The sequence below is a fragment of the Bacillus sp. EB106-06-01-XG163 genome, from assembly GCF_058791615.1.
Genome location: NZ_JBYTDS010000014.1, coordinates 98,475 through 120,944, shown reverse-complemented (window position 1 = coordinate 120,944; position 22,470 = coordinate 98,475). Strand labels below are relative to the sequence as shown.

At 47.7% G+C, this 22,470-nt stretch carries 21 protein-coding genes, 2 tRNA genes and 1 riboswitch; of the genes, 18 read left to right on the top strand and 5 right to left on the bottom strand.

Going from position 1 to position 22,470, the window contains the following annotated elements; translation table 11 throughout:
• Window positions 1-325 precede the first annotated feature (325 nt).
• The 4 genes from AC3WTF_RS16000 to thiC all read left to right on the top strand — a co-directional run bounded on the left by AC3WTF_RS16000 (window position 326) and on the right by thiC (window position 4,964).
• Window positions 326-407 (top strand) — tRNA-Leu (locus tag AC3WTF_RS16000).
• 147 nt (window positions 408-554) lie between these two features.
• A complete protein-coding gene (locus tag AC3WTF_RS15995) occupies window positions 555-2,126 on the top strand; it encodes a Na+/H+ antiporter NhaC family protein (RefSeq protein ID WP_047935487.1) in 1,572 nt (523 codons plus the stop codon).
• A gap of 85 nt (window positions 2,127-2,211) precedes the next feature.
• The gene (locus AC3WTF_RS15990; RefSeq protein ID WP_047935489.1) at window positions 2,212-2,910 is read left to right on the top strand and encodes a Type 1 glutamine amidotransferase-like domain-containing protein; all 699 of its coding nucleotides are present in this window, start codon (window positions 2,212-2,214) and stop codon (window positions 2,908-2,910) included.
• Between the two features lie 49 nt (window positions 2,911-2,959).
• Window positions 2,960-3,070, top strand: a riboswitch (TPP riboswitch).
• Window positions 3,071-3,191: 121 nt separating this feature from the next.
• A complete protein-coding gene (gene thiC, locus AC3WTF_RS15985) occupies window positions 3,192-4,964 on the top strand; it encodes a phosphomethylpyrimidine synthase ThiC (RefSeq protein ID WP_047935492.1) in 1,773 nt (590 codons plus the stop codon).
• Window positions 4,965-5,004: 40 nt separating this feature from the next.
• Here the strand turns inward: thiC and AC3WTF_RS15980 are convergent, their stop codons facing one another.
• Complete coding sequence (locus AC3WTF_RS15980; RefSeq protein ID WP_047936395.1) at window positions 5,005-6,360, bottom strand: FAD-binding oxidoreductase; 1,356 nt, start codon at window positions 6,358-6,360, stop codon at window positions 5,005-5,007.
• Between the two features lie 258 nt (window positions 6,361-6,618).
• Between AC3WTF_RS15980 and AC3WTF_RS15975 the strand changes: the two genes are divergently transcribed.
• The 6 genes from AC3WTF_RS15975 (at window position 6,619) to AC3WTF_RS15950 (ending at window position 12,406) form a co-directional block, all read left to right on the top strand.
• Window positions 6,619-6,798, top strand: a complete 180-nt coding sequence (locus AC3WTF_RS15975) for an FbpB family small basic protein (RefSeq protein ID WP_003155431.1) — start codon at window positions 6,619-6,621, stop codon at window positions 6,796-6,798.
• A 2-nt stretch (window positions 6,799-6,800) separates the two neighbouring features.
• Complete coding sequence (locus AC3WTF_RS15970) at window positions 6,801-8,522, top strand: ABC transporter substrate-binding protein (RefSeq protein ID WP_047935494.1); 1,722 nt, start codon at window positions 6,801-6,803, stop codon at window positions 8,520-8,522.
• 68 nt (window positions 8,523-8,590) lie between these two features.
• Window positions 8,591-9,547 (top strand): ABC transporter permease, encoded by a 957-nt coding sequence (locus AC3WTF_RS15965; RefSeq protein WP_047935496.1) that lies wholly within the window; start codon window positions 8,591-8,593, stop codon window positions 9,545-9,547.
• Between the two features lie 12 nt (window positions 9,548-9,559).
• The gene (opp4C, locus tag AC3WTF_RS15960; protein WP_014417251.1) at window positions 9,560-10,465 is read left to right on the top strand and encodes an oligopeptide ABC transporter permease; all 906 of its coding nucleotides are present in this window, start codon (window positions 9,560-9,562) and stop codon (window positions 10,463-10,465) included.
• Window positions 10,462-11,448, top strand: coding sequence for an ABC transporter ATP-binding protein (locus AC3WTF_RS15955; RefSeq protein ID WP_020955542.1), 987 nt, complete (start codon window positions 10,462-10,464; stop codon window positions 11,446-11,448). Before opp4C ends, AC3WTF_RS15955 begins: the two co-directional genes overlap by 4 nt.
• Window positions 11,441-12,406: an ABC transporter ATP-binding protein gene (locus AC3WTF_RS15950; protein ID WP_020955543.1), complete on the top strand. Its 966-nt coding sequence runs from the start codon at window positions 11,441-11,443 to the stop codon at window positions 12,404-12,406. The genes AC3WTF_RS15955 and AC3WTF_RS15950 overlap by 8 nt, the downstream gene beginning before the upstream one ends.
• 71 nt (window positions 12,407-12,477) lie before the next feature.
• Here the strand turns inward: AC3WTF_RS15950 and katA are convergent, their stop codons facing one another.
• On the bottom strand, window positions 12,478-13,923 hold the full coding sequence (katA, locus tag AC3WTF_RS15945) for a catalase KatA (protein WP_003155420.1): 1,446 nt from the start codon (window positions 13,921-13,923) through the stop codon (window positions 12,478-12,480).
• A 256-nt stretch (window positions 13,924-14,179) separates the two neighbouring features.
• Here katA and AC3WTF_RS15940 point away from each other — a divergent pair, with 256 nt between their 5' ends.
• From AC3WTF_RS15940 to rpsN, 6 genes are all read left to right on the top strand, one after another.
• Complete coding sequence (locus AC3WTF_RS15940; protein ID WP_039062853.1) at window positions 14,180-15,115, top strand: amidohydrolase family protein; 936 nt, start codon at window positions 14,180-14,182, stop codon at window positions 15,113-15,115.
• A gap of 222 nt (window positions 15,116-15,337) precedes the next feature.
• The gene (locus AC3WTF_RS15935; RefSeq protein ID WP_047935500.1) at window positions 15,338-16,105 is read left to right on the top strand and encodes an ABC transporter ATP-binding protein; all 768 of its coding nucleotides are present in this window, start codon (window positions 15,338-15,340) and stop codon (window positions 16,103-16,105) included.
• Window positions 16,106-16,120: 15 nt separating this feature from the next.
• The gene (locus AC3WTF_RS15930) at window positions 16,121-17,110 is read left to right on the top strand and encodes an aliphatic sulfonate ABC transporter substrate-binding protein (protein ID WP_047935501.1); all 990 of its coding nucleotides are present in this window, start codon (window positions 16,121-16,123) and stop codon (window positions 17,108-17,110) included.
• Window positions 17,110-17,943, top strand: coding sequence for an ABC transporter permease (locus AC3WTF_RS15925; RefSeq protein ID WP_047935502.1), 834 nt, complete (start codon window positions 17,110-17,112; stop codon window positions 17,941-17,943). Before AC3WTF_RS15930 ends, AC3WTF_RS15925 begins: the two co-directional genes overlap by 1 nt.
• Before the next feature lie 24 nt (window positions 17,944-17,967).
• Window positions 17,968-19,104 carry an FMNH2-dependent alkanesulfonate monooxygenase gene (gene ssuD / locus AC3WTF_RS15920; protein WP_039252247.1) on the top strand — a complete coding sequence of 379 codons (1,137 nt, stop codon included), beginning with the start codon at window positions 17,968-17,970 and terminating at the stop codon, window positions 19,102-19,104.
• 174 nt (window positions 19,105-19,278) lie between these two features.
• The gene (gene rpsN, locus AC3WTF_RS15915) at window positions 19,279-19,548 is read left to right on the top strand and encodes a 30S ribosomal protein S14 (RefSeq protein ID WP_047935505.1); all 270 of its coding nucleotides are present in this window, start codon (window positions 19,279-19,281) and stop codon (window positions 19,546-19,548) included.
• 20 nt (window positions 19,549-19,568) lie between these two features.
• Here rpsN and AC3WTF_RS15910 read toward each other — a convergent pair whose 3' ends face one another.
• Window positions 19,569-20,036, bottom strand: coding sequence for a hypothetical protein (locus tag AC3WTF_RS15910; protein WP_025284464.1), 468 nt, complete (start codon window positions 20,034-20,036; stop codon window positions 19,569-19,571).
• Window positions 20,033-20,236 carry a helix-turn-helix transcriptional regulator gene (locus tag AC3WTF_RS15905; RefSeq protein ID WP_003155407.1) on the bottom strand — a complete coding sequence of 68 codons (204 nt, stop codon included), beginning with the start codon at window positions 20,234-20,236 and terminating at the stop codon, window positions 20,033-20,035. Before AC3WTF_RS15905 ends, AC3WTF_RS15910 begins: the two co-directional genes overlap by 4 nt.
• A gap of 190 nt (window positions 20,237-20,426) precedes the next feature.
• Here AC3WTF_RS15905 and AC3WTF_RS15900 point away from each other — a divergent pair.
• Window positions 20,427-20,500 (top strand) — tRNA-Gly (locus AC3WTF_RS15900).
• A 90-nt stretch (window positions 20,501-20,590) separates the two neighbouring features.
• Here AC3WTF_RS15900 and AC3WTF_RS15895 read toward each other — a convergent pair.
• Window positions 20,591-21,214 carry a hypothetical protein gene (locus AC3WTF_RS15895; RefSeq protein WP_047935512.1) on the bottom strand — a complete coding sequence of 208 codons (624 nt, stop codon included), beginning with the start codon at window positions 21,212-21,214 and terminating at the stop codon, window positions 20,591-20,593.
• A gap of 84 nt (window positions 21,215-21,298) precedes the next feature.
• Here AC3WTF_RS15895 and queG point away from each other — a divergent pair, with 84 nt between their 5' ends.
• Window positions 21,299-22,459: a tRNA epoxyqueuosine(34) reductase QueG gene (gene queG / locus AC3WTF_RS15890; protein WP_039062847.1), complete on the top strand. Its 1,161-nt coding sequence runs from the start codon at window positions 21,299-21,301 to the stop codon at window positions 22,457-22,459.
• Window positions 22,460-22,470: the final 11 nt, after the last annotated feature.

Here is a 22,470-nt window from a genome sequence, read left to right as displayed (position 1 = left end):
TGGAATTGGCAGACACACAGGACTTAAAATCCTGCGGTAGGTGACTACCGTGCCGGTTCAAGTCCGGCCCTCGGCACCAATTTAACTTTGATCGAATTATGTTAAATTGGTCATCAATTTTCTTATTATAAAACATATATGAGAGTGATTTGCATATTGCAGGTCGCTTTTTTTATATAATAAAAGCGTGAAGACTATCAATATAAGTTTCTTGCTTGTATCGTATATACTGCATTACCATTTGAAAAAACTTCACTAAAACCATTGACACCTTATAAAATGCATGTTATATTTATATACGTCGGTTGAACACGACGGATTACATGCCGGTGTGGCGGAATTGGCAGACGCGCACGACTCAAAATCGTGTTCCTTCTGGAGTGCCGGTTCGACCCCGGCCACCGGTATACAAAGGCTTCTACAATATGTAGAAGCCTTTTTTGTTGTGTGAAAATATCCTCCAAGGCTTGTGAAAACATGATACGCGTGCAGATTGTATAAATACGCTTTTTTCAAAGATACTAACAAGAAGTTCTTTGAAAGAGGTGTTTTTTATGGAAGGGACTTGGACTTGTCTTATCCCATTTATTCTGGTCATTCCCATTTCAATCATTACAAAGCAAGTGCAGTCCGGTCTGTTTGTCGGTTTGCTGGTCGGAAGCTATCTTTTGCATCCCAGCTTGCTTGGCGGGATTGAACATATGGTTCAATATGTAATCAGCAACATTGTCGTCACCAATAATATTAGAATCATTGTGTTTCTATATTCATTTGCCGGCCTTGTAGGGATTATAAAGCTGACCGGCGGGATAAAAGGATTCGTCCATTTGATCAGTAAAAAAGTTAAAACCAAAAAAGGTGCGATGCTGCTTGCATGGCTGTCGACATTTGGCACGTTCAGTGAACCGGACTTTCGCATCGTCACAATTGCACCGATCATGAAAGCTTTAAGCAAGCGTCTGGACCTGTCGAAACAGAAAATTGCGTATGCCATTGAGTTTACGGCAAACCCTGTCATTGCCTTGATTCCGATAGCAACGGCATTTGTCGGCTACATGGTTTCCATTATCGGACAGGCCCTTAAAACGTCAGGAATAGATCAGCCGGCTTACACGGTGTATGTGAAAAGTATTCCCTTCAATTTTTTCTCCATTGTGATTATATTAGTCGGAATTTATTACTGCTTTTTTAAGAAACAAAAAGCGGACGAAAGCTTAGAAAAAACAGAAATGAGCGGACAAACTTCTGCTCGCAAACTTAACAAAAATACGGAACCGATTCCGCGGAACAGCGGTGTGTTGCTTTCAAAAGGCTCAGGTTCATTCAACATGGAAACAGGGAGGATCTCAGATATTCACGGTGGACATACGGGAATGTTCGAAAGTGATGAGCATGCTGACCAGCAGGAGGAGCTGGATTCGGCGCACCGTGCTTATATTAAGGAAACACCGATTCGGCCTTGGAATTTAATCATTCCGATCGGGCTGTTTTTGCTATTAACACTCTTTCTCAGCTGGTGGGACGGCCATTCTAAAGCTCAAGGGTTTTTGAATGCTTTTATCAAAAGCGATATGCTTGGCGTCATGTTAACCGCATTATTGGCAGCGGTTATTGCAGCATTTGCTCTTTTTATGTTTCAGCGTTTTCATGCAGGCGAGCTTGTTACCCATTTTATTAAGGGCGGAAACGAATTGGTCAACGTTATTATTATGTTATCGCTGATTTGGGCCGTAACAGCAGTATCTGAAGATCTGGGATTCTCGGAATATGTTACTTCTCATTTAACGTCATGGATCCCTCATATGTTTATTGCGCCGTCTCTTTTTATACTGGGGGCTGTTATATCCTATTTTATCGGGTCATCCTGGGGGACTTGGGGGCTTTTAATGCCGCTCGGCGTAACGCTGGCGGTTCAGTCACATACCAGTTTATTATTAGCGATCGGGGCCGTGTTTGCGAGCGGAACATTTGGAGCATTTGCTTCTCCTCTCAGTGATAATACGGTGACAACCTGTACGGTGTTGGGGATCGATGTTGTGAAGTATGCCCGTTCGAAGCTTGTTCCGGCGCTTATCGCCGCGGGGATCTCCGTTGTGTTATACGGTGTGTTTTCATTTTTCAGATAACAAATAGCTTTTAAAGGCGGTATCCGAAATGGGGATAACGCCTTTTTATGAGCTGTTATACTAGAGGAAAAAAGAGGTGATGACATTGAAGCAGATTATTGCAATGGGCGGCGGGGGCTTTTCCATGGAGCCGGATCATCTTGTGCTGGATCAGTATATTTTAGAGCAGTCGGCGCGGTCAAAGCCGAAAATTTGTTTTTTGCCGACGGCAAGCGGAGATTCGGAGAATTATATCGGCAGGTTTTATCAGGCCTTTCAAAAGCTGCGGTGTGAGCCGGATCACTTGTCGTTGTTTAAACCGCCGGGTTCTGATCTCAGATCCTTTCTCATGAAGAAAGATATTATATATGTCGGCGGCGGAAATACGCGTAATATGCTTGTCTTATGGAAAGAGTGGGGGATTGACCTTATTCTTCGTGAGGCTTGGGAAAACGGCATCATGTTGGCGGGTCTCAGCGCCGGGGCGATTTGCTGGTATGAAGAAGGATTGACGGATTCAGCTGGAGATTTGAGAGAGTTAAGAGCTTTAGGATTTTTGCGGGGAAGCTTTTGTCCGCACTATGACGGAGAAGCGGAGCGCCGGCCGGTGTATCACCGTCTGATTTCAGAAAAGAAACTCAGGGAGGGCTATGCCGCTGATGACGGCGCTGCGCTTCATTATAAAGACGGTCAGCTGTTCCGGGCTGTCTCTTCCAGGGAAACCGCAAAGGGTTATCGGGTTTTTAATACCGAAAAAGGCGTTCGGGAAACAGAGCTTATGACTGTTCCGTTATCTGAATTTTGATAATATGCTTTTTTTTGTACACAACTTATGTTACGATGAGAGCGAAATCAATAGTTACTGGGGGTGCCCGTCTGAGCGGGCTGAGAGAGAAGCGGCGGCTTCTTAACCCTTTGGACCTGATCTGGTTCGTACCAGCGTGGGGAAGTAAAGGTTTTATTATTGTTGATGAAAACAATAATAGTTTCTTTCTGACTGCAAAACCGGGTTCTTCTTTGAACCCGGTTTTTTTGTGCTGGTGCTGAGCTTGGTTCTGTTATTCAAATGATAAAGGAGAGATTTGTATGCAAAATCAATCAGTACAGCAAGCGAACATTTCCATTATGTCGAGTTTTTCCGGCAGTAAAAAGGTTTATGCAGAAGGTTCTTCGCCCGCTATACGAGTGCCGATGCGGGAAATCAGCCTGAGTGCGACTACGGGGGCATTCGGGGAAGAGGAGAATGCGCCGGTCCGTGTTTATGATACGAGCGGGCCGTATACAGACCCGGATGTACAGATTGATATTCATGAAGGGCTGGGGGCGCTCCGCACAAAGTGGATTACCGGGCGCGGAGATGTAGAAGAATATAATGGCCGGACCGTGAGACCTGAAGACAACGGTTATAAAAAAGAGGGCCGTGCCGCTGAATACCCCGGCCTACAGCGGAAACCGCTTCGGGCCAAGCCGGGGAAAAATGTAACACAATTGCATTATGCGAGAAAAGGCATCATTACGCCTGAAATGGAGTTTATCGCAATACGTGAGCATGTGTCTCCCGAATTTGTCAGAGACGAGGTAGCCAGCGGCCGGGCGATTATTCCTTCTAACGTCAACCACCCGGAAAGCGAGCCGATGATTATCGGCCGGAATTTTCATGTGAAAATTAATGCCAATATCGGCAACTCGGCTGTTACATCTTCTATCGAAGAAGAAGTCGAAAAAATGACGTGGGCGATTCGCTGGGGCGCCGATACGATGATGGACTTATCCACGGGAAAAGACATTCATACGACGCGTGAATGGATTATCCGCAACTGTCCCGTGCCTGTGGGGACGGTGCCGATTTATCAGGCGCTTGAAAAAGTAAATGGCATTGCCGAGGATTTAACGTGGGACATTTATCGTGACACATTGATTGAGCAGGCGGAGCAGGGCGTGGATTATTTCACCATCCATGCCGGCGTACTGCTTCGTTACGTCCCGTTAACGGCTAAACGCACGACGGGAATTGTATCCCGCGGGGGGGCGATTATGGCGCAATGGTGCCTGGCTCATCATCAGGAAAGCTTTCTGTACACGCATTTTGAAGAAATTTGTGAAATCATGAAGACCTATGATATCGCTTTTTCTCTTGGTGACGGGCTTCGCCCCGGTTCGATTGCGGATGCCAATGATGAAGCGCAGTTTGCGGAATTGGAGACTCTCGGAGAATTGACGGAGATTGCGTGGAAGCACGATGTGCAAGTGATGATCGAAGGACCGGGTCATGTGCCGATGCATAAAATTAAGGAAAACATGGACAAGCAGCTGGAAATTTGTAAAGAGGCGCCTTTTTACACGCTCGGGCCATTAACGACGGATATCGCTCCGGGTTATGACCACATTACTTCAGCAATCGGCGCGGCGATGATCGGCTGGTACGGGACGGCGATGCTTTGCTATGTCACGCCGAAGGAGCATTTGGGGCTGCCGAATCGTGATGATGTAAGAGAAGGCGTCATTACGTACAAAATCGCGGCACATGCCGCAGACCTTGCTAAAGGGCATCCGGGTGCACAGATCCGTGACGATGCTCTGTCTAAGGCGCGGTTTGAATTCCGGTGGCGTGATCAATTTCATTTGTCGCTTGATCCTGAAAGAGCAATGGAATATCATGATGAAACGCTGCCGGCTGAAGGCGCAAAAACGGCTCACTTCTGTTCGATGTGCGGTCCGAAGTTCTGCAGTATGAGAATTTCTCAGGATATTCGTGATTATGCGAAGGAAAACGGACTTACTGAAGACGAGGCCGTCAACGAAGGACTGAAAGAAAAAGCAAAAGAGTTTGCAGAGAAGGGAAGCCGCTTATATCAATAAAAGAAAAGATGAGGATGGAGTTTGCCCATCTTCATCTTTTTTAGAAAAACGGTGAACGGCGAAGCGGCGGAATGCTCTGCTCAAAGCGGAATATATTTTCCGGATCGTATTTCGTTTTGACTTGACGGAGGCGGTGAACATTTTCTCCGTAATACGTTTGCAGCCAGTTTCTGATTTCTCTATCAGGCCAATTCACGTAATCTCCCATCGTTTCTCTTGATAGGGACGTTCTCAGTCCTTCAATCCAGCGGACATTTTGTCTTTCTTCTTCAGCAGATGTCCAAGTTGTTATATATTCTTGGGCAATGATTGCGTTGCGATAGTAGAATGCCGTTTGGTCCGGAGCGATCCGTCCGGCCGCCCCGCCGAGAGACTGCTGCCAGACACTGGCGTTTTCGTTCGGAGCGTGCTCTAAATAGCGCTTTAAAGTGGAAATCGCGCGTGTTGATAATGGTTTTTCAATAAAGGATCCTGACCGCTTCATCTTTTGCGGCTGATTGCCTCCCGGGCTGTTAAAAAAGGCTGCCGCCTTAATAAATGGCACTGTCTTGACCATGCCGCTTGCCGGTTTTCCCGCTTTCATTAACGGAGCCAACAGTTCTTTCAGCTCATCCTTTGTCCCGGTAAATTGACCGAGCGCTTCTATGCGGTTGACTTCCTTAGGCCAAAACTGAATTGATGAGGTAAGCCGGTTGTCTGTAAATGGAGCCCAGCGCTGCCATGTGTTAAATACTTCCTCAAAATCATCCCAGCCCCAAGTGACAGAAAAAACAGACACGCACGAGATCGGCACGGCTTTAAACATCATGGATGTGACAATGCCGAAGTTGCCTCCCCCTCCTCCCTGAGACGCCCAAAATAGATCAGAGTGCTTTGAACGGTTGACTGTGATCAAGTCAGCACCTGTTTTTTCGTCCGCTATGATCATTTCGAGCTGGAGGAGACGATCGCAAGTAAGTCCGGCTGTCCTTGTTAAATATCCGATTCCTCCCCCGAGCGTCAGCCCCGTGATTCCCACATTCGCAATGGTTCCCGCAGGAAGGGTCAAGCCGTACCGCCAGAGTGTCCGGTAGACTTCCCCCAATTCGGCTCCCGCTTCAATCGAGACCAGCCGCTTATCCTCATTTACTCTTATTTTCTTCATTTCACTGAGATCAATGACTAGTCCGTCATTTAACAGAGAAAAGTTTTCGTAGCTGTGTCTTCCGCCTCTGATACGGAAAGGCACATTGTTCTCACGCGCCCATCTCACCGCATTGAGGGCGTCATGTTTGTTTTGACAAAACACAATGATGTCTGGATATCTTTGCAGGCTTAAATTGATATTGGTTCTCGCAGCATTATAGTCCGGGTCATCTTTTTTGACGATGCGACCGGTCAATGTTGTCTTTTCCACATTCTCACTCACTTTCACTTGTAATCTGCTATGTTTTCTAGCATATGCGGAAAAATGAGAGAGTGTATGAGGAAAACCCCCGGAAGGAAACGATATTTTAAATTGTAGTTGACAGGTAGGGAATGTATGAATTAACATAATCATTACATATTTCCAAACAATGGCTGATCGGATCACCGAAGGCTCTTATCTTTTAAACAGATAAGGGCCTTTTTTGCGTGAAAGTCATGAATGAAATGAAAAGCGGAGGGATGAAAAGTGGCGTTAAAAAAGGTATCACATGTGCGCAAAAAGAGCAAAAAACGAAAAAAGTACAGAAAACACACATTGAATTTCGAACTGCTTGTAGAGAAAAACAAACGGGAGATTATGAGAAATGAGGAACAGATGGAGCAGATTTATATAAAGATAGATGAAAAGCATGCGGGGGTTCGATAAAGATGAAGGAGAGAAAATGGAGGATAAAAACAACGGTACTCGCGCTGTCGGTATCCATCATGTTATCAGGGTGCGCGTTCGGGAGTGCCGGAGAAGAACCGTCATCTGCGGCGGATAAAAAGGAAGAAACACGTATTGCCCATGTCAAGACAAAGGAATTTAAAGCTTCTCATCCGGCGGCGATTCCCGCTAAATCGAAAGCCAGAACTGACACTTTTGTTGCTGGGATTTCCGCGCCGGGCGGCGTGTTTCTGCCGTACTTTTACGAAAACGGCTGGGACGGAAATGCGACAGATCCTATTTTTGAACCGTTAGTCAAACTGGATAAAACGGGGAAGCCTGCCCCGGCTCTTGCGGAAAGCTGGAAAATTTCCAAAGATCAGCTTACATACACGTTCCGTTTAAGAAAAAATCTCGTTTTCAGCGACGGTTCACCGCTGACCGCAAAGGATGCCGCATTCACTTTAACACTGTTGCATGATCCTGCCTACGCGGGCTATGAAGATATCACCACGGCCTATATTAAAGGCGGTAAGGCTTACAAAGAAGGAAAGGCAAAGACGATAGAGGGCATTTGCGTCCTTGATGACAGAACCATTCAAATCACGACTGAGAAAGTCAGTGCGAAGTCGCTGCTTCTTTTAGGCGGGCAGGTGCTGTCAGAAGCCTACTACGGGAAGAAATATCAATTCGGCAAACTGGACTATTTAAAAGAGCTTTATGCCAAACCGCTCGGAGCGGGACCTTATCAATTTACAGAATATCTTCCGGGACAGGAAATACGCTATCAGGCTAATGAACACTATTATGCAGGAAAACCGAAAACGGAAAAGCTCATTTATAAAATTATCGATCCGTCAACTTCCCTTCAGCTGTTTGAAACGGGTGACCTTGATTACGCTTCTTTCTCACCTGATGATGATACGGTTCAGCATTTAAAAAGTCTCGGTTTTGCTAATATAAGCGTATCTGTCGTGAATGATTACGGGCTTGTGTACGTCAATCACAAGCGTCCGCCTTTTCGAGATAAGAAAGTGTCCCAGGCGCTTATTTACGGACTTGACCGTCAAAAAATCGTCGATGTCCGCTTTAAACGCTACGGAGAAGTCGCGAATGTGCCGGTGTCTCCGGTTTCGTGGGCTTATGATGACAAAGATGTCAATCGGTACGCGTTTAACCCTGAAAAAGCCAGAAAGCTTCTCGATGAAGCAGGCTGGAAAACGGGCAAAGACGGTGTACGTGAAAAAAACGACAAAAAGCTTGAAATCAGCTATTACACGTCTAAAGCGGATGATGATTTTATCCCGATCGCGAAAGAAAATTACGCGGACATCGGAATCTCATTAAAACCGGAAGTGATGGATTTTAATACAGAAGTAGCGAAAATAAATGACAAACAATATGACCTTGCCGCCGTTTCCACCTCGCAGATTCTTGATCCGAATGACACGGTGGAAAAGCTGGCTTCCGGCCATCCCAATAATGTAACGGGGTATTCCAATCCGAAAGCGGACCGGCTGATAGAGAAAGGAGCCGGCACGCTTGATATCAGCAAAAGAAAAGAGATTTATCACCAGCTGTACCGGGAGCTCGGGGAAAACCCGCCTTACATTCTGATTCATTACCGTCAGAGCGCAAGGGCGGTCAGCGGAAAAATAAAAGGGCTTGAGCCTGACAATTATTCTGGAATCAGTTCAAGTCTCTCAAATGTCTCAATTCAATAGAACGGTTGGGCAAAATACCCGGTGCATCCCGGGGATTTTGCCCTTTCAGCGGAAAGGAGGGGCTTTTTATGAAACGGTATGCCGCAGAACGATTCATTCAAATGCTTGTGATCTTATTCGGTACGTCCTTTATTATTTTTTTCTTATTCGCCATGCTGCCGGGCGACTATATTGATTCCAATGTAAACCTGACTCCTGAAAGAGCGAAGGAGTTAAAAGCGCTTTACGGGCTGGATCAGCCGATTTGGCAGCGCTATGTGACATGGCTCGGAAATGTGCTCAGCGGAGATTTTGGGTTTTCTTTGAAATATCAGGAGAACGTCCTGTCACTGCTTCGGGAATATGTCTGGAATTCGTTTTTTGTCGCGTTTTTGGCGTTGCTTGTCACATGGTCAGCCGCGATGATAACGGGTGTCATATCCGCTGTCAGGAAATACTCATGGTTTGACGGGATCGTGACGTTTCTTGTTTTTGCTTCCATGGCGTTCCCGTCTTTTTTTATCAGCCTTCTGTTTATTAAGTGGTTTGGGGTGGATTTGAAAATATTGCCCGTCGGCGGGATGATTGATACCGGAAGCACGAGTACAGGTTTTTCGTACGTGCTTGAAGCCGCCAGACATATGATTCTTCCGGTCGTGATTTTATCTATGCTCGGCATCGGCTCGCTGACAAGGTATTTCCGCTCCGGCATGCTGGACGTGATCAGACAGGATTATATCAGAACGGCGAGAGCGAAGGGATTGAAAGAGCGCACCGTCATCTGGAAACATGCGTTGAAAAACGCGCTCATTCCGGCCATCACCCTGCTTGCTTTTGAACTGCCGGGACTGTTTTCCGGAGCCATCATTATTGAACAGATTTTCGGGTGGCCGGGTGTCGGACGTATTCAGCTGGAATCTGTGCATTATCGTGATTATCCGGTTTTGATGGCGTTTACCTTGTTTTTGTCTTGTTTAACGATTGTGGGGAACTTCTTGGCGGATATCGCTTATGCCGCGGTTGATCCGCGGGTCAGGCTGAAATAGGGGGTGTTCGGAATGAAAAAACAAAAAGGGGTGCCGCCTTCTCTTTGGAAGCAGACGTACCGCCGCCTGCTGCAGCATAAGCTGACGGTCATCAGTCTTCTTTTCTTATGTTTTATGTTTTTATTGTGCTTTATCGGGCCGTCTTTTTCTCCGTACATAACAGATCGGACGGATATTTCAAATGCCAATCAGCAGCCGGGAATCCATCATTGGCTGGGAACTGACCAGTACGGGAGAGATGTGCTGACGAGGCTGATGCTGGCGGGGCAGATTTCTCTGACCGTGGGGCTTGCTTCAATGGTGCTGTCGCTTGTCATCGGTTCTTTACTCGGGGCTGCGGCCGGATTTTATCGGGGAGCCGCTGATATGATCATTATGCGCATCGCTGATATGCTCATGTCCATCCCGGGCCTGCCGCTGCTTTTGATTTTGGCTGCGGTGATGTCGGAGTGGAAAGTGCCTTCTGAATACAGGATGTACCTGATTATGATGATGTTAAGCCTGATCGGATGGCCCGGTCTGGCGCGGCTTGTACGCGGACAGATTTTGTCGCTGAAGGAGCAGCCGTTTATGATGGCCGCGGAAGTTTTGGGGCTTAGTGATAAACGGAAAATCCTCTATCATTTGCTTCCCAATACATTGCCGTTATTACTGGTAGCGGCGACTTTGCATGTGGCGGGAGCGATGCTGAGTGAATCGGCGCTGAGTTTTCTCGGGCTTGGCGTTGCTCCGCCGACACCTTCTTGGGGAAACATGATGGAAGCGGCGAATCATTTTATGGATTTTACACTCCGTCCGTGGCTGTGGATTCCGCCGGGAACGGCCATTTTTCTGACCGTTGTGGCGATTCATCTTCTTGGAGACGGTTTAAGAGACGCTTTTGATCCTAAGGTAAAACGGCAGGTGAAAATGAAATGAAAAAACCGCTTTTAGAAGTGATGCATTTGGAAACGGCTTTTTATACAGAGGAGGGGGCGGTAAAGGCCGTGGACGATGTCAGCTTTACGATACATGAGGAGGAAACGGTTTGTATTGTAGGGGAGTCCGGCTGCGGGAAAAGCATGGCGTCATTGTCCATTATGCAGCTTATTCCCGAGACGGGGAGAATCGAACGGGGAGCGGTGCATTTTTCCGGACGGAACCTGTTGGAATTGAAACCAAAAGACATGCAGAAAATCCGCGGCAGCGAAATCGGGATGATATTTCAGGAACCGATGACATCTTTGAATCCGGTGTTTACAATCGGTGAGCAGCTGGCCGAACCGATTCGCGAACATTTATTGCTGAGTAAGAAAGAAGCATGGCGGAGGGCCGTTGAACTGATCACGTTAGTGGAGATCCCGCATGCCGAGCAGGTTATGCACCAATATCCTCATGAACTGAGCGGCGGCATGCTGCAGCGCATCATGACGGCTGTCGCGCTAAGCTGCGAACCGAAACTGATCATTGCCGACGAGCCGACGACAGCGCTTGACGTAACCATTCAGGCGCAGATATTGGATTTATTGCGGGATATGAAAAAGCAATTTCGCATGTCTATTTTATTCATTACTCATGACCTTGGCGTAGTTGCTGAAATGGCTGATTATGTGATTGTCATGTATGCGGGAAAAATTGTGGAGGAAGGACCGGTTGCAAAGCTGTTTTCTGATCCGAAGCATCCGTATACGAAAGGGCTGCTCGCGGCCAAGCCGGTTATCGGTCAAAGAAGGGAGACGCTGTACACCATTCCGGGGCAGGTCCCCGAGCTTGCGGACCTGTCGGGATCGTCTTGTTATTTTGCGGAGCGATGTGAACACAGCATGGAAATATGCCGGAAATCGAGCCCGCATTTTACTGAATTCGGGAAGGGGCATCAGGCGGCGTGCTGGCTTTACAGAGAGGAGAAAGCAGATGAGTGATGTATTGCTGGAGGTCAAGGGGCTGAAAAAATATTACGAGGAGCATGGGGGGATGAGAAAGACCCGCAAAAATCCCGTAAAAGCAGTTGACGGTGTCAGTTTTACGATAGAAAAGGGAGAAGTGTTCGGCTTAGCGGGAGAATCGGGCAGCGGAAAGTCATCAATCGGCAAGACCATTTTGAGGCTTCATGAAAAAACAGCGGGAGAGGTGTTTTTTCAGGGGCGTGATGTGTTTCGGATGAGCCGGCGCGAGCTCAAAACTTTCAGATCAGAAGCGCAGCTCATCTTTCAAGATCCGTTCAGTTCTTTAAATCCCCGGCGCCGGATCGGAGAAGCCATCGGTGAAGCGATGATCGAGCATCAATTGGCGGTGAAGCGGAACGCGCGTGATAAAGCGGCGGAAGTTCTTGAAGCCTGCGGACTTTCCGCAAACTTTATCGACCGTTATCCGCATGAATTTTCCGGAGGGCAGCGGCAGCGGATCGTGATTGCAAGAGCAATGGCGCTCAAGCCGCAATTTATCATTATGGATGAACCCGTGGCGGCGTTAGATGTCTCCATCCAGGCGCAGATGATCAATTTGTTCAGCAGCCTTCAAAAACAGCATGGGCTGTCATATTTGTTCATTTCTCATGATTTAAGCGTGGTGGAGCACTTATGTACGAAGGTCGCCATTATGTATTTAGGGACGATTGTGGAATACGCGTCAAAGGAGGAGCTCTTTTCACGGCCGCTTCATCCTTATACGAAAGCGCTGTTATCAGCCGTGCCTGTTCCTGATCCCGGAGTGAAAAGGGAGCGGATAATTTTAAAGGGTGATATACCGAGCCCCTCTGATCCGCCTTCAGGCTGTAAATTCCGAACGAGATGCCCGGCAGCCAAGAAGATATGTGCTGAGAAAAGTCCGGCGCTGTCAGAAAAAGGGCTTCATCATTTTGCGGCATGCCACTTCGTATAATTGAGAAAAAAACGGTTTTATTGATAATAAACAGGAAAAACCTGCCGGGCAGACCGGCAGGTTTTTTGATGTTATTTTGGTGATGGCAGTCCGAGTCCTTCGGCAACGCGTCTGCCGTATTCAGGATCAGCTTTGTAGAAGTGGCCGATCTGGCGCAGCTTAATTTCTTCTTTTTCCACAGGTTTCATCGCACTGACGATATTGGCGACAAGGCGCGCGCGCTCTTCTTCGCTCATCAGGCGGTACAGGTCGCCGGCTTGTGTGTAATGATCATGATGATTATAGCTTACACTGTCTGCGAAACCTGATACAGGATATGCCGCCTGTTTATCTTCAGGTGACTCTTTCGGGCCGCCGAAGCTGTTAGGCTCGTAATAGACGGAGCGGCCGCCGTTATCATCAAAACGCATTTGTCCGTCACGCTGATAGTTTTTCACTTCATTGCGGGAACGGTTGATCGGCAGCGCCTGATGGTTCGCGCCGACACGGTAGCGATGCGCGTCATGGTATGCGAACAACCGGCCTTGAAGCATTTTGTCAGGTGAGACGTCGACGCCGGGGACTAATGTGCCGGGAGAGAACGTCGCCTGTTCTACTTCCGCAAAGTAATTTTCCGGATTGCGGTTCAGAACCATGCGGCCGACTTCAATGAGCGGATAGTCTTTTTGAGACCATACTTTTGTGACGTCAAACGGATCAAAGCGATATGTGTTTGCGTCTTCTAACGGCATGATTTGAACATATAATTTCCATGCGGGGAAATCGCCGTTTTCAATCGCATTGAACAAATCTTCCGTATGGTAATCGGGATTTTCGCCCGCGATTTTTGCGGCTGTATTAACATCAAGGTTTTTCACGCCTTGCTCTGTTTTAAAGTGATATTTGATCCAGACGCCTTCGCCTTTATCATTTGTCCATTTAAATGTATGGCTTCCGAATCCGTGCATATGGCGAAGAGTCGCCGGAATGCCCCGGTCTGACATCAGAATGGTTACCTGGTGCAGGGATTCCGGTGACAGAGACCAGAAATCCCAAACGGCCGTCGGGTTTTTCAGATGTGTTCTCGGATCTCTTTTTTGTGTATGGATAAAGTCAGGGAACTTGATGGCATCGCGGATGAAGAACACGGGTGTATTGTTTCCGACGATGTCGTAGTTTCCTTCTTCTGTATAAAACTTAACGGCAAATCCGCGCGGGTCGCGCACTGTGTCACTAGAGCCCAGTTCGCCCGCAACGGTTGAGAAACGGATGAAGAGCGGCGTGCGTTTACCGACTTCTGACAGAAATGCGGCTTTCGTATATTTTGTAACGTCATTTGTGACTTCAAAATAACCGTGTGCGCCCGCGCCTTTTGCGTGAACGACACGCTCGGGAACGCGTTCTCTGTTAAAGTGCGCCAATTTCTCAAGCAGATGGACGTCTTGTATTAAAGCAGGACCGCGATCGCCGGCCGTCATTGAGTTTTGGTTATCTCCGACAGGAGCGCCCCAGCTGGTTGTCAATTTATTTGAACTCATGTGATCACCTCTTTAGATTTATAAAAATATAATATCACCTATCATTAAAAAGTCAATATTATTTTATAATGATTATAAAATAATTATTTTTATTATCGAAAAAAGGGTTTGGATTTGAAAGCCTACTTGACTGACGGGAATAATGGGTTTAAGATGAGAAAAAATAGAAACCGCTGACTTGGACACAAGAGGCTCTTATTCTTCACTGGATAAGGGCCTTTTTTTATTGTCAGGCGGTAAGGGAGGCGGCGATTGTATGCTTTTCCGGCAGCATTTTAAACCTGTCGATATTCACGGTCATCTGCCGTACAGCCTTTATTTCGGCAAAAACGATAAGACATTTTCCGATTATAACCGGGAGCGGTCAGATAGAATGAATCTGACTTGGGATTTTCCTGATCCGCATGATGTTGAGGGCGATGACGGCGAAATCGCTTTGATGACAAGATGGGAGAATGAATTAGATAAGTACGGCATTGACGTGCTGAATTTTTTAACAGCAGAGAGCAATGACCGGATGGCGGCGTTTATTCAAGCCAATCCCGCGAGATTTACCGGATTTGCATATCATCCTTTGGAGCGGGAGGATGCGTATGAAGAGCTGAAAAGAGCGGTAGAAGAGCTCGGTCTGAAAGGATATAAACTGTTCGGGCCGCTGACAGACATCGATTTTCATGATCCGTCGCTGAAAAAGCTGTGGACGTATCTGGCTGACAAAAGGCTGCCTGTATTAATTCACTTCGGGCTTTTAGGAAGAGCGGGGGGCATTGTCAGCCATCGCAACATCAACCCGCTCTCCATCTATCGCGTCGCGAGAGAGTATGCTGATATCCCGTTCATCATTCCGCATTTCGGCGCCGGATATTATCAGGAACTGCTGCAGCTGTGCTGGAGCTGTCCGAATGTGTATATTGACACGTCCGGCTCAAATCAGTGGATGAGGTGGATGCCGTACCCGCTTGATTTGGAAATTCTGTTTCGGAAGACATCTGAATTAATCGGTGCTGAACGGATCATCTTCGGGACGGATTCGAACGGATTTCCGAGAGGATATGTATACAGATATCTTCAGGAGCAGGTGAGGACCTGCCGGGAAATCAATATGCGGGAAGAAGATATAGAGAACATTTTCGGCAACAATGCGCGGACATTATTGAAAATCGCCCGCCAAGAAAAGGAAGTAAATACGTGATACAGCCGATGCGCTCTCTGGCAGGGTTATGCCGGAGGGCGTATTTTAATCCTTATAAAAAACAGTTGACAAGTCGGAATAATTTGAATTAACATGATATTCAAATTTAAAAACAAACGGGTTGCCGATCGGACCGCCGAAGGCTCCCATCTCTGCAAGCAATCGGAGATGGGGGCCTTTTTGTTTTTCGATCGCACGCGGCAGAAAGAGAGGGGAAGACAGATGGCTGTAACCATCAGCATACAAGAAAAAGCTTTTGAGCATGAAGGCCGGAAAACGCCGGTGCTGAATGATATTGAGCTGTCAATTGCATCGGGAGAATTTTTGACTGTCATCGGGCCGAGCGGATGCGGCAAAAGCACGCTTTTAAAATTGATTGCCGGTCTTGATACCGATTATAAAGGCTCTGTCACAATAAACGGCCGCAATGTATCGGGACCGGGCATCCGGCAGGGATTTATCTTTCAGGAGCACCGGCTGTTTCCCTGGCTGACGGTAAAACAAAACATCGCTGCCGATCTCAATATGAACGACCCGGCCGTTCGGAAAAAAGTGGATGAACTGATTGAGGTTGTCAGGCTGCAGGGAGCGGAGAACGCTTATCCGCGCGAATTATCCGGCGGCATGTCGCAGCGGGTTGCCATCGCCAGAGCCCTTTTGCGTGAGCCGGAGGTGCTGCTTTTAGATGAACCGTTCGGGGCGCTTGACGCTTTTACGAGAAAACATTTGCAGGATGTGCTGCTTGATATATGGCGCGAGAAAAAAACGACGATGATTCTGGTCACGCATGATATTGATGAATCCGTCTATTTAGGCGATAAGCTGGCGATCCTCAGGGCAAAGCCCGGCCGGCTGCACAGCCTGATGCCGATTCAGCTTCCGCATCCGCGCAATCGGACGTCAGCGGATTTTCAGGCCGTCCGGCAGAAGGTGCTTTCTGAGTTTGAGAAAACGGAAGACCTCCGGTTTGCGGATGGGTCCGGGATATAGAAGGGACGAAGCAAAGTGAAAAAAATCATCATTCTTTTAGCCGCAGCAGTCATGGTGTCAGCCGGATGCAGTGCAGACGGGACAGGAGGGAGCGGGAAAACGGTGAAAGAAATCCGGATCGGCATCCAGCAGAGTTTAAGCCCGCTTCTCATTGCCAAGGAAAAAGGCTGGTTTGAAGAGGCCTTCAAAAAAGACGGAATAAAAGTAAAATGGGTCGAATTCCAAAGCGGTCCTCCGCAGTTTGAAGGTCTTGCCGCCGATAAGCTTGATTTTTCCCAGGTCGGCAATTCACCGGTCATTTCCGGTCAGGCGGCAGGGATTGATTTTAAAGAGATCGGGCTGTCTCAGGACGGGTTAAAGGCAAACGGCATTCTCGTAAACAAGGGCAGCGGGATTCAGAGCCTGAAAGAATTGAAAGGTAAAAAAATCGCTGTAGCCAAAGGCAGCAGCGGCTTTGATTTTCTCTATAAAGCTTTAGATAAAGCGGGGCTTTCCGCCGATGACGTCACCATCATCCAGCTTCAGCCTGATGAGGCGGTTTCCGCTTTTGAAAACAAATCAGTTGACGCATGGTCCATTTGGGAGCCGTATTTGTCGATTGAAACGCTGCAGCACGGGGCGGAAATATTGGCGAACGGAGAAAGCACAGATTTATATTCTCCCGGTTTCACGTTAGTCAGAACGGGATTTTCCAAAGAACACCCGGATGAGGTGGTCCGTTTTCTGAAAGTGTTCAATAAAGCAGTTACATGGCAAAAGGAACACAAAGATGAAGCTGTCTCCTTATATGCGAAAATCAAACATCTTGATCCGAAAGTCGTCAGAAACGTGCTTAACAATACTGAGCCTCTCAATGAACCGATCAATGATGATATTGTCAAAGCCCAGCAGGAAACCGCTGATTTTCAATATCAAACAAAAGCGATTCATAAGAAAATTCATGTAAAAGACGTTGTCGACAATTCATTTATTAAAAAAGCGCTTGAAACGGGGGATGGCAAGTAATGAAAGCAGAAGCATCAACGGCTGCCGGCGCAATAAGCCAATCAGAAAAGAAAGCTCTGGCAAGATCCCGGAAGTATTCATACCAATGGATGAAAGGGATTGTACTCCCGGCTGCGGTCATCGCAGTATGGCAGGTTATCGCAAGTCTGGGCATCGTCTCGGCCACGGTGCTCCCCTCACCTGTCGTCATCTTGCAGACGTTTCAGGAACTTCTTCTTTCAGGTGAGCTTTGGGGTCATTTAGAGATCAGCTTATACCGGGCGGCTGCCGGATTTCTGCTTGGCGCGGGCCTCGGCCTTGTTTTCGGGCTGCTGGTCGGTTTCTCAAAGCGGACGGAAGCATATCTTGATCCGTCTCTGCAAATGCTCAGAACGGTTCCGCACTTGGCCGTGACTCCTCTGTTCATTTTGTGGTTCGGATTTGATGAGACATCAAAAATTCTGCTGATCGCATTGGGGGCTTTTTTCCCCGTGTACATTAATACGTTTCTCGGAATCCGCAGTGTGGACGCGAAGCTGTTTGACGTCGCGCGGGTGCTGGAATTTAACTGGTATCAGCAGATGACGAAATTAATTCTTCCGGCATCTCTGCCGAATATCCTGCTCGGCATCAGGCTCTCTCTCGGCATTGCGTGGCTCGGTCTCGTGGTGGCGGAACTGATGGGATCGAGCGAGGGCGTCGGTTATATGATTATGGATGCCAGACAATTTTCACAGACAAATAAGGTGTTTGTCGGCATTATCATTTTTGCGGCTGTCGGCAAGCTGACAGATGCATTGGTCAGAATGCTCGAACGGAAACTATTAAAATGGCGGAACAGTTATGAAGGGTAACCTATTAAAAAAGGAGAGATTCATATGGAGATTCTTTGGTTTATTCCGACGCATGGTGACGGCCGGTATTTAGGGACGCAAACGGGAGGGAGAACGGCGGATCATCTTTATTTTAAGCAAGTGGCACAGGCGGCGGACAGACTCGGGTATACGGGGGTTCTGCTGCCGACGGGGAGATCATGTGAAGACCCGTGGCTGACGGCTGCCGCTTTAGCGGGGGAAACGAGTGACTTGAAATTTTTAGTGGCGGTCCGTCCGGGACTGATGCAGCCGTCTGTCGCCGCGAGAATGGCGTCGACAATGGACCGGCTGTCAGACGGCCGTTTGCTCGTAAATGTCGTAGCGGGCGGAGATCCTTATGAACTGGCGGGAGACGGCATGTTTATCAGCCACGACGAACGTTATAAGGCGACTGAAGAATTTTTAACCGTCTGGCGCGGACTCATGCGGGGCGAAACGGTGACATATGAAGGGGACCATATCAAAGTGGAAAACAGCAATCTGCTGTTTCCGCCAAAGCAGTCTCCGCATCCGCCATTATATTTCGGCGGTTCATCACAGGCGGGAATTGAAGCTGCGGCGAAACATACAGATGTCTATTTAACATGGGGAGAGCCGCCGGAGCAGGTAAAAGAAAAGATTGAAACCGTTAAAAAACAGGCTGCCAAGGAAGGAAGGACGATGCGTTTTGGCATCAGGCTTCACGTGATTGTCCGGGAGACTGAGGAAGAGGCATGGGAAGCGGCTGATCGATTAATCAGCCACTTAGACGAAGAGACGATTGCGAAAGCGCAGGCTGCGCTTCGGCGCGCTGATTCATCGGGACAAAAACGGATGGCCGATCTCCATAACGGTGACCGCTCGAAGCTTGAGATCAGCCCGAATCTCTGGGCCGGCATCGGACTGGTCAGAGGCGGAGCGGGCACGGCGCTTGTCGGTGATCCGCAGACTGTCGCTGCTCGAATTTTAGAGTATCAGGCACTCGGCATTGAGTCGTTTATCTTTTCAGGCTACCCGCATCTGGAAGAAGCTTATTATCTGGCTGAACTCGTGTTTCCGCTTCTGCCGTTTCAGAATGAACGGACTAAAAAGCTTGAGCGCAGACTGGGTGAAGCAATGGGAAACGACCATTTTGCAAGAGGAAATAAAGCGACAGTCTGATGACGTCGCAAGGCGGATAATTGACGGCGGGCGCTTTCTGCGGTTTCATTTCCGGGGAAATGCCGGCAGTGAAGGCGGGTATTCACCCGCCTTTTTAAGCGCTTAGCTTGCACGATGCTCATATGGATGATATGATACAAAACGTAACAATTACGATTTGAAAGGAGTGCTGAAATGGCAAAAAAATCAAAAGTGATCAAAGAGCTCAAGCGGCAGAAGCTTGTTGAACAATATGCGGACATCCGAAGAGAATTAAAGGCAAAAGGAGACTGGGAAGCGCTGAGCAAACTGCCGCGTGATACTGCTCCGGCCAGGCTTCATAACCGCTGTACGGTGACGGGGCGGCCCCGCGGATATATGAGAAAATTTAAACTGTCCAGAATCGCATTCAGGGAGCTGGCCCATAAAGGCCGGATTCCCGGGGTGAAAAAAGCGAGCTGGTAATGTAAAAAACTCCGGATCTGTCATGAACCGGAGTTTTTGCCGTGCTTATGAAAAGTGAAAGCATAAGCCAAATGCTGAATCATCATCAGAATGAAAATCAAAAGAATCGGAAAAAAGGGTAGATGCGGCTGAATCAGCGGATAAAACAAAAGCAGAACGGCTGCGGCTGGCAATGAGAAGTAAACGGCGATATACGAGGAACGGCAAGCTTTAGCCGTCATCATTCGTTCTCTTTCATCCTGTTCCTCAAATTCATCGGGCACAAGCCTGTGCTTTTTGCCGTTCCGTTTTTTCTTTTCAGTATAGATATATAATGCGGCACAAACGGTAAACAGCAGAAACGGAGTGATATTCAGCTCAAATGAACCGCTCCCCTCCGTTTGGAAAAACTGAGCGATCCGCGGCGCCGCTTCCATAAAGGAAATAAGCGTCCAGCAGGCCAATCCGTAGAGTGCAAGGTGAAAACACGCTTTTCTTTTCAAACTCATTTTTTCTCCTCCTCCAGCCAGAAAACTTCCTCCATCGGCAGGGAGAAAGCCCGGCAGATGTTAAGCGCCAATAAAAGTGAAGGCACATAATCTCCTTTTTCAATCGCTGCAATCGTCTGTCTGGTGGCTCCGGCTTCTTTTCCGAGCGTTTCCTGAGAATAGCCGAATCTGGCTCTCAGCTCTTTTACTTTATTTTTCATCATCAGGCGTACCTCAAGTTTTCTTCTTTTTTATATTGTATGAGACTCTTAACAAAATGTAAACCCAACTTAACATGTGGACAAAAAAAGAACTTTTTTCGACAAATTTTTTAACATTCCCTTGACGAAAAAAAAATAAACATGTAATATTAGAAACATCAAATCGGTACTGACAAAAAATAATTTTGATGCGGGTGTAGTTTAGTGGTAAAACCTCAGCCTTCCAAGCTGATGTCGTGAGTTCGATTCTCATCACCCGCTCCATACATACGTTATTAACGCAGTGTTTCGTTTCTCTGATAAACGAAGTATTGCGTTTTTTTATGTGAAAAAAGACACGAAAGGCGTGTCTTTTTATGAAAGCCAAGAGACGGTATGCGTGCCTCCGTGAATTTGTTCAAACATTTTTGTTAAGGATGATAGCAGCTCATCCGCCGCGTCGGCATGAAATGAAGGCGGGAAAAAGATCAGCTGCAGCATTTTCTTTGTGCCGGGCGTGACAGGGCGTGTATTGATATGTCCGGTGAAGTCGCCGAAAACGCCGTCCGGGCCGGAGAAGGACAGTACGCTTTCTTTTTCTCCGATCGTAATTGAAATTGGTTCATCTATTTCTGAGGAATCATACGCCATGATAGGCAATGAATATTTCAAGGAGAAAAAAAGTATGGTATCATGGGCTGAATTCACACTTTCAATGAATCGTTCCCGGGAAATATCGCCGAGCATAAGCTCCATCGGCGTTTTTTGTCCTGAAAAGGCGGGACTGAGCTGTTCCATTATACGCGCCCACTCTTTTACAAAAGGCTGCTCTTCTATACCGCCGTCAGGATAATCAAAGTAAAGAGATTCTTGAAATAAACGGAGGCGGCCTTTCAGCATTTGCGGAGCAGGCCCGACTTCGATCTGTTCATATAAGACGGCTGCCGCTTTGATCCCCGGCACCCGTTCAGCAATAAGTGGATCTAAACTGATGTTCAAGTGTGTTCACTCCATTTCGGGATGATAAAACTCTATTATACCTGTGCGGGAGCCTGATCACAAAGAAAGGAGGCTGTGCAAAAAATGAATATTCATAAACTGAAAGAGGAATTAATCGAATACGCCAAAAGCATCGGAGTCGACAAAATCGGGTTTACGACGGCTGATACGTTCGACAGTCTGCGGGACCGGCTGATTCTTCAGGAATCACTCGGCTATTTATCCGGGTTTGAAGAGCCGGATATTGAAAAACGGGTTACACCGTCTTTGCTTCTCCCGAAAGCCAAATCAATCGTCGCCATCGCCCTTGCTTATCCTTCCAAAATGAAAGATGCGCCGAGGAGCACGAGGGACGGGCGGCGCGGCATTTTTTGCAGAGCTTCCTGGGGGAAGGATTATCATGACGTGCTGAGGGAAAAGCTTGATCTGCTGGAGAATTTTCTCCAAAGCAAACATGAGGATATCCGCACAAAGTCAATGGTGGATACAGGGGAATTGTCCGACAGGGCCGTGGCTGAACGGGCGGGAATCGGCTTCAGCGCCAAAAACTGCATGATCACCACGCCTGAATACGGCTCTTACGTCTATCTGGCTGAAATGATTACCAATCTGCCCTTTGAACCGGATGTGCCGATTGAAGATATGTGCGGTACGTGCACAAAATGTTTAGATGCGTGTCCGACCGGCGCGCTCGTCAATCCCGGACAGCTTAACGCCCAGCGCTGTATTTCGTTCCTGACCCAGACAAAGGGATTTTTGCCGGATGAATTCCGCACGAAAATCGGAAACCGTCTGTATGGCTGTGACACGTGCCAGACGGTCTGTCCGATTAATAAGGGGAAAGATTTTCATCTTCATCCGCAGATGGAGCCTGATCCGGAAATCGCAAAGCCGCTGTTAAAGCCGCTTTTGACCATAAGCAACCGCGAATTCAAAGAAAAATTCGGACATGTATCGGGATCATGGCGCGGCAAGAAGCCGATACAGCGGAATGCGATTTTAGCTTTGGCTCATTTTAAAGATGCCTCGTCTCTTCCGGAATTAACGGCCTTGATGCACCAAGATCCGCGCCCCGTTATCAGGGGGACGGCCGCCTGGGCCATCGGGAAAATCGGTGATCCTGATTATGCGGGGGAATTAGAAAAAGCGCTTCAAAAGGAGCAGGATGAGGAAGCTATACGGGAATTTGAAAAGGGACTGGAGCTGTTATCGGTTTCTGATAAGACTAAAACCGGCCGGTCCTGACATATGTATAG